This is a genomic window from Paenibacillus sp. tmac-D7 (genome assembly GCF_006519665.1).
Taxonomy (GTDB): Bacteria; Bacillota; Bacilli; order Paenibacillales; family NBRC-103111; genus Paenibacillus_G; species Paenibacillus_G validus.
Window position 1 is genome coordinate 1 of record NZ_VIDW01000050.1, and the last position, 12381, is coordinate 12381.

A 12381-nucleotide genomic window follows, 5' to 3' on the forward strand; every position below is an offset into this window, starting at 1 on the left:
GTATCTTATCTATCCAACTTGTCGGATCCAATCCCTAATTGAACTCCCAATTCTCTCGATATCTTCATTTTGCAATTCGCCACTATGCATTATTACATTACGCGATCTCTCTAAAGTGTTTATCATATGTCTTACCCATTCAATTGAGTGTAAGTGTGCCTCGAACAATGGCCAATTTTGTTGAATAATTGACGTTAAGTCTCCGAAATCTGTGTAATTTATTAATGCATCACCTCTAGGGGTATGCCATCTTACTTTACTTTCTTCTTCTCTCCTTGAAAAAGCCTTATTTCTGATTTTCTCTGAGACAGTTGTATCCCACCAGGATTCCCCAGAAGCTTCAAGTAAAATCTTTGATAAAAACTCCCGGACAGTATTTTCAAACGCTGTTATAACTGTATACACTGTAGCCATTCGTTTGGCTCGAAGTACAAAAGCCTCATCAAGCAAATCTAAAGAAAGACGCTCTGCTACTATCGGATCCAGATCTGAAATTTGAGGTTTGACTCGTTCAGTTCTATCTAACGCGGCTTCGGTGAGTAAACCTTTGAATACAAAAGAATATAATTCCTTCTCCATAATTAATCACCTTAATATAAATGTTCTTTAAGGCTGCGGAAGATCGCATCATATACAAGTGGATCTCTAGTTTCGGGTAAGATAATTTGTATATTGTAGTGTAACTGTGGCGCTTCAATCTCTTTGGAATTTGGCTTTATAGGTAGTGTAATAGGTTCTTGTGGTTTATCTTGGTGTGGAGGAGTTGAGGACACACTTGTTTCAATAGTATTGGAAGGAGCTTTCCAATCTGCATATTCGCACAACGCTTTAAATGTGTTAGCCATAAATTGTATCACATCATTAGACTTTTGACCCTGTGTTAATGTTCGAAGTTTATTTTTCACTTCTTCAACACTTAATTCCTGCGCTTTCGTATTAATTGCAAACAAATCTGAGTAGGCTTCTCTAATCGCTTCAGCCAAAACTGCTCCAGATTGGGTCTGATCTAAAAAATTGTAATACCTCTGTGTTGGAACACCCGATTCATCAATCAATCCTAAAGATTTTAATACTCCAATATAAAGTCGATCATTGGAACTAGTAAACTCAAGTTGATGTAGAAATTTTGTTGTAAACCGCTCTGGAGCTTTTGCACTTATTATCGCATTGATAAAAGCATTCAAATTTTTGGTGGTAATTAAATACGAATGTGAAAGCCCCATAGCAATCGCTCCCGAGTAATTTCTTACCATTTTATCAGATATTTCGATTTATTTCTATTAGGTCATGTCACATAGCGTCTTATTCGCAAACTTCGCAAATCCCCTATTACCTGCATCCCTGAGAATTACAGTAATTCCTGACCAATACGGAGTGGCGTTATTTGCAAAAAAATTCTCGCTTCCAAGGACAAGATTCCTAGAGGTTACAAGCTGTTCTATTCCACAAGCCCCCCAACATTTCCCGAGCATTCTCAATCAATTTTCGCCGTCACTTATGGTACGGTTCACCGCGCGCGATCTTAAACGCGCGATACACTTGCTCCACCAGCACGAGCCGCATCAGCTGGTGGGGCAAGGTCATGCGCCCGAACGACAGCTTCAGGTCGGCGCGCGCCAACACCTCGGGGGCTAAGCCCAGCGAGCCCCCGATCACGAACGCCACGTGGCTGCGCCCGTACGTGGCCAGATCCTGCAGCTGCCGCGAGAGCTCCTCGCTCGACAGCGCTCGTCCGTCGATGGCTAGCGCCACGACGAACGCATCGCTGCGCAATTGCGCGAGCAATCGCTCGCCTTCGCGATGCTTGACCTGCGCCTCTTCGGCGGCGCTCATCGATTCCGGTGCCTTCTCGTCGGGAACCTCCACCAGGTGCATCTTCGCGTAAGGCCCGAGCCGCTTCACATATTCCGCAATGCCCTGCACCAAGTACGCTTCCTTTAACTTGCCTACGGCCACAATCTGGATGTTCATTCGCCTAATCCACCGCTTTCACGTTTACTATACTTCTAGCTTCCTCGGGTTTTCTAATCTTGTTATCACTGATTTCCTAGGTTGCCCAGTTTACCTGGTATACCTGGTTAGCCTGGTTTTTCCTGGCCCCCTAGTCTCCTGGTCTCCTGGTCCCCTGGTCCCCCGGTCTCCTACTTTCCCTCGTTTTCCCGCTTTTCTCCCTTTCCCGCTCCCACCTCACCAACTGCTCCAGTTCCCTCACTATAACTGCTGCCCCAGCTTCCCTACTCATCCTAATCTCCTCTGCTCTTCCCGGACTCTCCTGCTCTTCCCACGCTCTTCTTCCTACCCATCACCGCATGCACCTTCATTCCCGCTTCCCGTCTTCCCTTGCACCCTGCACCCCGACAGCCCCCAAAAAGTTCCACGTGCAACAAAAAAGAAGGTCGACCCTCCGACCCTCTCCCCGTAACTTCCCTATACGACTAAGAACCGCCCCGGACCAGAGCATCGTTCGCAGTGCTCCGGCGCCTGCCATTCGCTGAACTTCACTTGTTCCAAGTCCACGATATCCGGCGCATCCTCATACTCATCCACGAACATATCGATCGCAAGCTCTAAGTGTTCCTTACAAACCACATGCATCCACGAAACCCCTTTTTCTCTTCCCTAATCATACGAGCGCCGCCACAATCATCCCCGCACCCGTATTGAAACTGTATTACTAGTTTACCCCAATCGGGCCCAACTCACAACAGACGAACGCCGGACTCCGGCGAAAATGTCACCCAGCTCCGCACGCTTCCGCTCCCTGCTTCCCTCTACGTCCCGCACGAAGGAGGAACCCTCCCAAGGCAGAGGGACCAGCTGCCCAAGTCCTCCTTAGCGCTCCTTCAGCTCCTCCAACGTCACCGATACCGTGTGCTTCTTGCCGCTGCGGTAATACGTGATCGACAGCTTCTCGCCGACCTTCTTCGCGCTATAAATGTATTTGCGCAGCGACAGCGTGCTGTCAACCGGCTTGCCGTCGAGCTCGACGATAACATCGCTGCTCTTCAGCCCCGCACTCTTCGCCGGTCCGGTCACATCGATGACGAGTACGCCCTGCTTCACGTCCTTGGGCAGCTTCAGCTCCTCCGTCCCCTTGAATGCCTGCAAATCCTGCGTCACGACGCCAATATATGGCCGCTTGATCCGATGCTCCTTAATGAGCGTTTCGATAATCGACTTGGCTTCATTAATCGGGATGGCGAAGCCGAGCCCTTCCACGCCCATGTCCGCTACCTTCAACGTGTTGATGCCGACCACCTTGCCGTCGAGATTGACGAGCGCGCCCCCGCTGTTCCCGTGGTTAATGGCCGCGTCCGTTTGAATCACGTCCATCTCCCAGTCGAACTCGCCTTCCCGTCCTAGCGAAACCGGGATCGTACGCTTCGGCCAGCTGATAATGCCCTTTGTCACGGTCGGCGCGTAGCCAAGCCCAAGCGGGTTACCGACGGCAATCGCCGTCTCCCCCGGCTGCAGGGCGTCCGAATCGCCGAACTCCGCGATTTCCTTAATCCCGTTGCCTTCCATTTCGAGCACAGCGAGATCGGTAATTTGGTCGCGGCCGACCAAGGTCGCCTTGCGCTTCTCACCCGTCAACGTAATGACATCGAGCTGCGTAAACCCGTCGACAACGTGATTGTTCGTAACAACCCGCACCTTATCGCCCGCCCGAGCGAAAATGACGCCCGAACCGAGCCCCGTCGGCCCCCGGCCCGGAACTGCAGCGTCCGCTCCCTGCTCGCCTTCCGCAGTGGAGCCCAGAATGCTTACGACGGCCGGCCACACTTTCGCCGCAGCGCCGACCACCATATCGCTCGCCTGACGCTCGCCGGCCATATCCGGCTTCAGCCCCCCGCTGGGTGGCGTCACGGCCATTGCGGCGACCGCTTCAGCCTGCGGCTTCGCTTCTCCGGCGTAGAACGCCAGGACGATAGCCAGCGTCACAAAGGCGCCGCCGGCAGCCGGGAGCATCCACACCGGAAGTCCGAACGGACCGCTTCTCGGCAAACGCCACGCTTCCCTGCGGGACATTTTCGTGGAATAAAAATCGTCATCAAATAAACTCACCGTCGCTGCCCCCTTGGTCCGCCAGTGACCTGCTGTGCGGCCCTTCCTGATGGTTACTTCTAAGTGTACCCGATAATCTAGCACTCTGAAAAATGGAAATACTAGGAATAGTTTCGCCCGAACGAGACTAGAATAGAATCATAACCATTCCTGCTCAGGAAGGATGATTCCAATGACAACGAACCGTATTCATTCCCATCTCGACGAAATCGCGTGGATCGGCAAGCTGGCCGACCTTCAAGACCATCAATACCGCAGCACACTGCTGCTAAGCGCCCTAATGGAGCTGCTTCAAGAGAAGGGACTCTTAACCTTGCAGGAACTGACCGACAAGGCCCATGCCCTCGAGAAGCAGGATGCGGCCGGCCTTCCCGGCTCCGAATAGCTAATAGCTCCCCCTCACCTGACCGCAAGGTCCGCCATAACCGCTGGCGTCCAGAAGCGTCTATTCCTCGCGCAGCCGATCCCACGCCGTCGCACGGTCGTGGTACGTATCCATCAGCTTGGGACGGTGGTCATCCGGCGCCAGTCGGTCCTCTACTATGTTATTCACGGTCAGCCTGGCCAAATCCATCAGATTGTGATCACGGCTTAAATGGGCCAAGTAGACCCGTTTCGTCCGCTCTGTCATCACATCCAGCAGCGCATGGCCAGCCGCTTCGTTCGACAAGTGCCCGACGTCGCTGAGGATGCGCCGCTTAATATTCCACGGATATCGGCCCATCCGCAGCATCTCGATGTCGTGATTCGATTCCAGCACGAGCACGTCGCTGTCTTGAATTTTCTCCTTCACCTTCGAGCTCATGTAGCCAAGGTCGGTGGCCACGCTCAATTTCTCTTCCTCGTGATAAAAGCAATACCCGACCGGCTCGGCCGCATCATGCGAGATGCCGTACGATTCCACCTGCAGCGAGCCGAATTCGCGCACCTCGCCGGTTTGCATCACGCACCGGTTCGCCTCCGCGATTTCGCCGATATGGCGGTCAAGCTCAGACCACGTCTTCTCATTTGCATATACAGGCAAATTATATTTCCGCGCCACAGCGCCCAAACCCTTAATATGATCCGCATGCTCATGCGTGACCAGAATAGCGTCGATCTCCGACAGCGACATGTCCCGCTCCTTCATGAGCTGATCGATCTTCTTGGCGCTCAAGCCGGCATCGATCAGCACCTTGCCTTCTTCCGTCGCGACAACCGTCGCATTGCCCGTCGAACCGCTCCCCAGAACCGTAAACCGTATTCCCATTTCCCTGCTCCTAACCCATGTTTGCCAACGTTTCAAGCTTATGATTTTTTATTCTGCGGCGGCTCCACCGCACCGTTAATCGCATGAATGAAATACAAATCGCCATTGCTCAGCGACACCCGCCACGTCGGCACCATATACAAGGTCTGCGAGTTATACACTTGGCCGTGGTACCCGAGCCGTACGCCCGTAATGACCGCCCCCGGCTGCAGATGATTCTCAATGAGGCTCCGCAGCGCAATATACGGCGAGATGACATTCTGCTCCTTCTGACTTCCCTCCGCCTGCACTTCCACGAACCCTTGGCGGTACGCGTTGACAATGCCGTTCTTCTCATACAGCTCGAGCTGCACCTCGAACATCGGCAGCGTACCGTACAGCTGATGGAAGACGTATGTACCGCCTCGGCTCATAGCCGGGTCGAACTGGTACGACTCCGTGTACGCGATGCCGGTTTTGGCCAGCATATCCTTGAACGTGCCCTTGTTGATCAGCGGGTCGAACTTGAACGGCGACGCCAGCGGAATCGGCTGATCCGGCGTATAATGCTCGTCGAACCGCGCCACAATCTCCCGCAGCTTCGGCACTTCCTTCGGAATGTCTGCGGGCACTTGAATATTGTTCAGCTTCAACAGCCGCTGCAGCTCCTCTGCCGCCTGCGCTTCCGGATTTCCCCCAAGTTCCAGCAGATCGGATCGGCTCGTGCCAAGCTGAACCGCCAGAATCACATTCAGCAGCAAAAAGGATAAAATCAGTATCGTCTTGGCCCGGCCCCAATCCATCCGCCTTCCCTCCTCTCCTTAGCGTCATCGTCCGCTACTCCAGAAACTCATACGTGCCGTCGTACAGCTCCATCGCCCACACCGGCATCAATTCGAGCGACTTGTCCGTAATTACAGGCCGATAAGCCGGGAACAAGGCGACGATCTGCGACTTCTTCGTATATTGATCCAGCTTGGCATCGAGCGCCTCGCCGCCAACCAGCTCCAGCTCCCGCCGGGTCACGCTGCGCGTCTCCGGCGTAAGGGTCGAACGCTCGTAGCCGGAGACAATATCCTTTTGCAGCGTAATCTTGATAAACCCGAAATTCTCGTTCCGCGGATTAATCAACGGGTACGCCCCGTAATATTGACGGAACAGGTACGATTGACTGCCCGGCAGCAAACGCTCCGGCACCTTCTGTACGCCATACGTACCATTCCATCCGCCGTGCTGGTTAATGAACTGGACGGCGGCCAGCAGGTTACCGAGGAAGTCGATTTTGTTGTCCGTAGACGGCGCCACCGGGTCGGAGTAGGTCATCCAGTGCTGTTCGCTCTTTAACTGCAGCCCCCGCTTGGAATCGGTATAAATTTCCGAGCCGTCCCGCTCCATCAAGTTTCGCGTTACCGCCGGGTCGACGAAGAACGTCCGTTTTAACTGATCGACCGTAAGCTGCGTGTAGGGCATCGTATAAGCCGTCATCGGGATCGGCTTTTGCGGCAAATAAAGGCTGCCGTTGAACGGCTTGTACGGAATGGCGGTACCGACCGCACCCAGGAAACGCTCCTCAATATCTTTCGTCGTAAAATCGGCCTTGGTCGCCTCGTATATCAAATTCGTCGTATCCGTAAACAGTATCGTACGTACTTCGTTCTCATTCTGGGCGAAAATCCAAATCCGCGTGATCACATCGTTATCCGGCGGCAAATCGCCCTTGATTTGCATGATGCGCTGCAGCACATTCAGCGGCAGTCCGTCGCGAAACCGGATCTCCACACCGGGCCGCTTGGCCGCAACATCGTCCCAATTCATGCCGAGCGCGCTGAGGTTGTTTTTGCGGAAGCCCTCTAAATTGCGCTGCTTGACCGTATCGAAAATTTCGGTATACGGCTCGGTTTGCGGATAAAATACCGTATGCTGCTGGTTGCCGAGATGAACGACGATATGATCGGGGAACAGCATCTCATCGAGCGACACCTGCGTGCCAAGCATCTCTGTCTTCACATATTCTTCCTGAATGACCGGCTGTTCCGGCTGCGGGTAACTGTAGGCGAGCAGATAGCTTTGCAGCAAGCTTAGCATGACGAGCAGCGTCAGAGCCGCTGTCTTCAATTTCTCCATCATCCGGCTGCCTCCTCTTGCAGGTAAGGGAGTGTGAAGGTCACTTTGGTCCCTTGACCGAGCTCAGAATCAAGCTGAATCGCGCCGCCGTGCGCTTTTACTATTTCCCGGGCAATCGATAGACCGAGTCCCGTCCCGCCCATCGCACGCGAACGGGCCTTGTCCACCCGATAAAACCGTTCGAAAATCCGGTTCAAATCCTTACGCGGAATGCCGATGCCGTCGTCCGACACCGACACCTCGAGACGCTCCCGCTCCGGACAGCCGGCATGAATATGAATGTGTCCGCCCTCCGGGGTATACTTGATCGAATTGGAGATGAGATTGTCGAGCACTTGTTCGATTCTGTCCCGATCGAGCATAATGCTGCGAACGTCCGGCTCCACCTGAATCGTAATCGCAATATTGCGCTGCTCCAGCTGAAACGAGAAGCGGTCGGCCACTTCTTCCAGCATGTCCGTCACGTCGGTCAGCTCCTTCGTAATCATGACCTGCCTGGAATCAAGTCTGGACAGCTGCAGCAGATCGTTAACAAGCCGGATCATGCGCTCGGTCTCGTTGTGCGCCACATTGACGAACTTGCCCGCCAGCTGCGGCTCATCAAGCGCCCCGTCCTCGAGCGCTTCCAGGTAGCTTTTAATCGTCGTCAGCGGCGTCCGCAGCTCATGCGAGACGTTCGCTACGAATTCGCGGCGGATTTGCTCCAGCTTCTCCTGCCCCGTCACGTCCTGCAGCACGGCGATCGTACCGGCTGCACCGCGTCCCTTGCTGTGGAGCGTTGTGTAGGTCACGCGTACGAAGAGCGGATCCTCCTCCTCGTGAACGAACTGCAGCGTCGTTGAATGATCCTCGCTCGCCTCCAACTGGCGCACGATGTCCGGCGTAATGCCGAGCAGCTCGGCCAGCGGCATCCCTAGCGTCGTGTCTTCATTGACCTTCAAGATCTGCTTCGCGCGCCGATTAATGACGATCACACGGCCTTGGTCGTCGGAAGCGACCAAACCGTCGTTCATGTTGGATAAGATCGACGCCAGCTTCTCCTTCTCTTCCTCGTTCATCGTAAGAGCTTCCTGCAGCCGCTCCATCATGAAGTTAAACGTCTGTCCGAGCTGTCCGAGCTCGTCCTGCCCCATAATGCGCACCTTCTCGTCGAATCGCCCGTCCGCCACCGCGGTTGCTTGCTTCGTCAGCGCCTTGATCGGATTCGTGATCGTGGCCGACAGGATGACGCCGAGCACCGCCGTCAACCCGAGCGCGATTAACGTCCCGGAGATGAAAAACCGGGTAATCCGGTTCATCGTGTTATAAACCTCTTCCATCGAGGCGATAATGTAAACCGCGCCATAGATTTTGGCGCCCGAACCGATCGGCTTTGCAATGACCAGCTTACGCGCGCCGTCAAGATCCGTAAACATGCGCTGGTTGTCCTTAATGCCCTGCAGCGCCCGCGTCACTTCCGTTTGCGTGTTTTTACTCCCCACGACGGATTGATTGTCTTCGTGTGACGTCGTCAGCACCACGCCATTCGCATCGATCACTTGAATCTCCGCTTGTCCGCTCGCGAACAAGCTGTTCACCACCTGATTCAAGTCCGCATACGTTCGCTTCGGTTCCCTGTCGCTTGCCTTGCCGGCCTCCTGATTCTGACTCTCCAACAAATACCCTTCGGCATATTGAGCCAGCAGCAGCGCCTGCGCGTTACGGTTATCGATAAAATCCTTCTTCAGCGACCCTTCCAGCGTCTGGATAAAATAAACCCCGATCAGCTGCATCGCAATCAGGATCAACAGCACGTAGATAATAATCAGCTTCGCCTGAATGGATTGAAAAAAACGGATGCTCTTCATCGGCCGCAGCACCGTCCGTCCACGTTTAATACCCGCCTGCGCCGGACTTCGAGTTCCGCATCATATAACCGAGCCCCCGGCGGGTGATGATATATTCCGGCCGGCTCGGGTCATCCTCCAGCTTCTCCCGCAGCCGACGAATCGTAACATCGACCGTTCGTACGTCGCCGAAGTATTCGAACCCCCAGACCGCTTGCAGCAAATGCTCGCGCGTCATCACTTTGCCGCTGTTGCGGGCCAAGTACTGCACGAGCTCGAATTCCCGGTGGGTCAGGTCGAGCGGCACTTCATCTTTATAAACGACATACATGTCGGTATCGATAAACAAGCTTTGGATACGCAGCCCTTGACGGACCGCCTCCTCAGGGGCATTGGCGCTAACCATCGCCGCCTTCTGCTGTCTACGCAGATGCGCCTTCACCCGGGCCAACAGCTCGCGCGTGCCGAACGGCTTCGTCACATAGTCGTCGGCTCCGAGCTCCAGACCGAGCACTTTATCGATTTCGTTGTCTTTGGCTGTCAGCATAATGATCGGCGTGTTCAGCTTCGCCCGCACATCGCGGCATACGTCCATGCCATCCTTCACCGGCAGCATCAAGTCAAGCAAAATCAAGTCCGGTTCCTCCGAATAGGCCAATTCCACCGCGGTGCCTCCGTCATAAGCGAGAATTACCTCATGACCTTCCTTTTCCAGGTTAAACTTCAAAATATCGGCAATCGGCTGCTCGTCGTCAACCACCAGTATTTTCGCCATCGAATCCTTCACCGCCTGTCTCATGCGATCTTGTTGAGCTAGGTATCTATTCTACCTATTTTAGCATAACTCTAAGCAAAAAGAGACATGGAGGCGCAGTATTTCCTGCACCTTCCATGCCCCCGATTTCTGTCTGGTCGCAACTTTCCCCCACTAACGGTTCAAAAACTTCAGCGGATTTTGCGGCGATTCATTCTTCTGAATTTCAAAATGCAAATGGACCCCGGTCGAATCTCCCGTACTGCCCATAATGCCGATTTTTTCGCCCTTCTCGACAATCGCGCCCTTGGTGACTAACAATTTGCTCATATGGCCATACAAGGTACGGTATCCGTTCAAATGATCGATAATAATATAATTGCCGTAATCGCTCTTCGTGCCGGCCGCCACGACTTTGCCGTTATCCGCCGCCAGAATGTTCTTATTTCCCGTAATATCGATTCCTTTGTGGAAAGCGCCCCACCGGGTACCGAACGTGCTCGTGATTGAAGCGGAAACGACCGGCCAGGCAAACTTGCCCGTACCCTCGCCTTTAATGACTTTCGTTCCCCGTTTAACGACCGCTTTGACCGGATTTTGTACAATATCCTCGCTAAGAACCTCTTCCTCTTCCAGCATGCCGTTCACCTTGGTGAGCTGCACGGTTACTTTCTTCATCCCGTTCCTGCCGGCAGCTATCGTCTCGGTTATACCGAGCTTCATACTATCGTCCTGCACATATTCCGTTTCGTACTGAATCTCTTGATTTTCAACGACTTTCTCCACCGTACGCACGGCCAGCGTCGGCTGCAGCACCGTCAGGTCGAGCTGCTGGCCTACCTTGATCATATCGTTCGAAATCGTAGGGTTATTCTGATAAATAACCTGCTTCGGAATATTCAGCTTCTTCGCAATGCAGGAGACGCAGTCGCCTTCCTCCACCGTATATTTCGTCGGCTGCACGTCGCCGGTTTCCAGCTTCTTCCGAAGCTCGTCGGGAGGGGTTAGCTCATCCGGATCGATCTTGATCTCCTTCAGGTCCACCTGCTGCACGAAATCGGCCTTCAGCAGCTCCGTTTGCACCGGAGCCTGTTTCGCATCAGCCGATAGTATGCCGACTTTGCCGGACTCTTTCTTCTGGCTAAGCGCGCTGACGGCGTTCGCTTTCAACTGTTCCAGCAGCTGCTTGGCCGCCGCTTCGTCCTTCAACACCCCCATCGGCTTGCCGTCCACCAACAGCTGTACGCCGACTGGATACGCCGTGAAATAGGGATTCAATCGATCCAGCGCCGCCTGATCGTCGGGCTGTTTGTTGAAAGCCTTTTCACGCTTTAATTCAATCCTAGGCTCGTTGACGACAACTCTGACATCCGATGTCATCTTCGTCAACTGATCTCGCTTCGCTTGCTTGAATTGTTCGACCTTGGCCGGATCGGAGACAGCCCCGACCGAATCCCCGTTCGCATATACTTCATAGTAATCAACCACACTGGCTTGTACGTACTGATGTCCGCTCCAGACCACCGCGATCATGAATCCGAAAGCAGCGGCCGACTTGACGACCAACCATTTATGTAGACGGATGCGTTCTTTTATCGTAACGTGCGTTTGCTTGGCGTCGTGATCCATTGGTTTCGTCCTAGAGTCCTCAGTCAAGCTGCTTGACCGACTCCCGGAGCCCTTTGTTCGAAGCTTGTCCAAAAGGTTCTTGAACCGATCCTTTCCCTTGAAAACTGTCATCTTTTTCTCCTTTTAAGCCGTTTTTTGCCGCATTCGAACCATCGTCGCTTTCTTTGCCCTGAAGAGCCGGAAAGCGCCGTACTCCCTTTAAGAGAACCTATACCCTGGTATCTCTGAACAAATACTGTTCTCGGGACTCTCTAGTTGACAATCGGCGCGTGAACTTCAAACCGCACCGCTTCAACTTAGGTTTGCTTACGACCTGCACATAAAAACACCTAAAATTGGAACAATAACCATATCCATATTAACAACACTAATAAATTTACCACAAGGACTCTACCTTTTTCAACAAAACTGCATACTATGTCAATTTTCAAGAGGGAATCATGGCAGGAGTGTGAAGGTAAGCGATGGAAACTTTAACAGCGGCGTTCCGCAGCCGGAGCGAGATGGAGCAAGCGGCGGACGCGCTTCGCAAGCAAGGCGTCATCCATCTTATGATGTGCCCGAACGGTGCCGGGAGCGATCATGCGTACCCGGAATGGGCCGGAGACTCCTTTCAATCCGGCCTCTCCGGCGGGCAAGACGAGGGGCTCTTGCAGCTCCTTGTCGAATCGTCACGACGAAGACAGGCCGAAGATACCATCAGCCGCTTCGGTGGAATCCTGTAAGAACGGCATAACGAAGAAAAACGCCCTGAC

At 53.5% G+C, this 12381-nt stretch carries 13 protein-coding genes; 2 read left to right on the forward strand and 11 right to left on the reverse strand.

What is annotated here, in order from left to right; genetic code table 11:
* Positions 1–9: 9 nt before the first annotated feature.
* From FKP33_RS22875 to FKP33_RS22895, 5 genes are all read right to left on the reverse strand, one after another.
* Positions 10–579, reverse strand: coding sequence for a Swt1 family HEPN domain-containing protein (locus FKP33_RS22875; protein WP_141336449.1), 570 nt, complete (start codon positions 577–579; stop codon positions 10–12).
* A gap of 11 nt (positions 580–590) precedes the next feature.
* Positions 591–1223 (reverse strand): DUF5343 domain-containing protein, encoded by a 633-nt coding sequence (locus FKP33_RS22880; protein WP_141336450.1) that lies wholly within the window; start codon positions 1221–1223, stop codon positions 591–593.
* 268 nt (positions 1224–1491) lie between these two features.
* The gene (rlmH, locus tag FKP33_RS22885) at positions 1492–1971 is read right to left on the reverse strand and encodes a 23S rRNA (pseudouridine(1915)-N(3))-methyltransferase RlmH (RefSeq protein ID WP_054796120.1); all 480 of its coding nucleotides are present in this window, start codon (positions 1969–1971) and stop codon (positions 1492–1494) included.
* Positions 1972–2427: 456 nt separating this feature from the next.
* A complete protein-coding gene (locus FKP33_RS22890; protein ID WP_127605308.1) occupies positions 2428–2595 on the reverse strand; it encodes a CxxH/CxxC protein in 168 nt (55 codons plus the stop codon).
* Between the two features lie 237 nt (positions 2596–2832).
* Positions 2833–4065: a S1C family serine protease gene (locus tag FKP33_RS22895; RefSeq protein WP_258313534.1), complete on the reverse strand. Its 1233-nt coding sequence runs from the start codon at positions 4063–4065 to the stop codon at positions 2833–2835.
* Between the two features lie 172 nt (positions 4066–4237).
* Here FKP33_RS22895 and FKP33_RS22900 point away from each other — a divergent pair, with 172 nt between their 5' ends.
* Positions 4238–4450 carry a hypothetical protein gene (locus FKP33_RS22900; RefSeq protein WP_054796118.1) on the forward strand — a complete coding sequence of 71 codons (213 nt, stop codon included), beginning with the start codon at positions 4238–4240 and terminating at the stop codon, positions 4448–4450.
* A 60-nt stretch (positions 4451–4510) separates the two neighbouring features.
* On the opposite strand, the gene FKP33_RS22905 is transcribed toward FKP33_RS22900, so the two are convergent.
* The 6 genes from FKP33_RS22905 to FKP33_RS22930 all read right to left on the reverse strand — a co-directional run bounded on the left by FKP33_RS22905 (position 4511) and on the right by FKP33_RS22930 (position 11626).
* Positions 4511–5314, reverse strand: coding sequence for an MBL fold metallo-hydrolase (locus FKP33_RS22905; protein ID WP_054796140.1), 804 nt, complete (start codon positions 5312–5314; stop codon positions 4511–4513).
* Between the two features lie 38 nt (positions 5315–5352).
* On the reverse strand, positions 5353–6096 hold the full coding sequence (gene yycI / locus FKP33_RS22910; RefSeq protein WP_127605314.1) for a two-component system regulatory protein YycI: 744 nt from the start codon (positions 6094–6096) through the stop codon (positions 5353–5355).
* A 34-nt stretch (positions 6097–6130) separates the two neighbouring features.
* Positions 6131–7420, reverse strand: coding sequence for a YycH family regulatory protein (locus tag FKP33_RS22915; RefSeq protein WP_127605316.1), 1290 nt, complete (start codon positions 7418–7420; stop codon positions 6131–6133).
* The gene (walK, locus tag FKP33_RS22920; protein WP_127605318.1) at positions 7417–9264 is read right to left on the reverse strand and encodes a cell wall metabolism sensor histidine kinase WalK; all 1848 of its coding nucleotides are present in this window, start codon (positions 9262–9264) and stop codon (positions 7417–7419) included. Before walK ends, FKP33_RS22915 begins: the two co-directional genes overlap by 4 nt.
* Positions 9265–9289: 25 nt before the next feature.
* A complete protein-coding gene (gene yycF / locus FKP33_RS22925; protein ID WP_054796117.1) occupies positions 9290–10018 on the reverse strand; it encodes a response regulator YycF in 729 nt (242 codons plus the stop codon).
* A 153-nt stretch (positions 10019–10171) separates the two neighbouring features.
* The gene (locus tag FKP33_RS22930; protein WP_230876273.1) at positions 10172–11626 is read right to left on the reverse strand and encodes a peptidoglycan DD-metalloendopeptidase family protein; all 1455 of its coding nucleotides are present in this window, start codon (positions 11624–11626) and stop codon (positions 10172–10174) included.
* Between the two features lie 464 nt (positions 11627–12090).
* Between FKP33_RS22930 and FKP33_RS22935 the strand changes: the two genes are divergently transcribed.
* Positions 12091–12351, forward strand: coding sequence for a hypothetical protein (locus FKP33_RS22935; protein WP_054796116.1), 261 nt, complete (start codon positions 12091–12093; stop codon positions 12349–12351).
* Positions 12352–12381 lie beyond the last annotated feature (30 nt).

Coding starts and splice junctions, on each gene's coding strand:
- FKP33_RS22935 (WP_054796116.1), top strand. CDS start 12,091: ATGGAAACTTTAACAGCGGCGTTCCGCAGCCGGAGCGAGATGGAGCAA.
- FKP33_RS22905 (WP_054796140.1), bottom strand. CDS start 5,314: ATGGGAATACGGTTTACGGTTCTGGGGAGCGGTTCGACGGGCAATGCG.
- rlmH (WP_054796120.1), bottom strand. CDS start 1,971: ATGAACATCCAGATTGTGGCCGTAGGCAAGTTAAAGGAAGCGTACTTG.
- FKP33_RS22930 (WP_230876273.1), bottom strand. CDS start 11,626: ATGGATCACGACGCCAAGCAAACGCACGTTACGATAAAAGAACGCATC.
- FKP33_RS22900 (WP_054796118.1), top strand. CDS start 4,238: ATGACAACGAACCGTATTCATTCCCATCTCGACGAAATCGCGTGGATC.
- yycI (WP_127605314.1), bottom strand. CDS start 6,096: ATGGATTGGGGCCGGGCCAAGACGATACTGATTTTATCCTTTTTGCTG.
- FKP33_RS22915 (WP_127605316.1), bottom strand. CDS start 7,420: ATGATGGAGAAATTGAAGACAGCGGCTCTGACGCTGCTCGTCATGCTA.
- FKP33_RS22880 (WP_141336450.1), bottom strand. CDS start 1,223: ATGGGGCTTTCACATTCGTATTTAATTACCACCAAAAATTTGAATGCT.
- walK (WP_127605318.1), bottom strand. CDS start 9,264: ATGAAGAGCATCCGTTTTTTTCAATCCATTCAGGCGAAGCTGATTATT.
- yycF (WP_054796117.1), bottom strand. CDS start 10,018: ATGGCGAAAATACTGGTGGTTGACGACGAGCAGCCGATTGCCGATATT.
- FKP33_RS22875 (WP_141336449.1), bottom strand. CDS start 579: ATGGAGAAGGAATTATATTCTTTTGTATTCAAAGGTTTACTCACCGAA.
- FKP33_RS22890 (WP_127605308.1), bottom strand. CDS start 2,595: ATGCATGTGGTTTGTAAGGAACACTTAGAGCTTGCGATCGATATGTTC.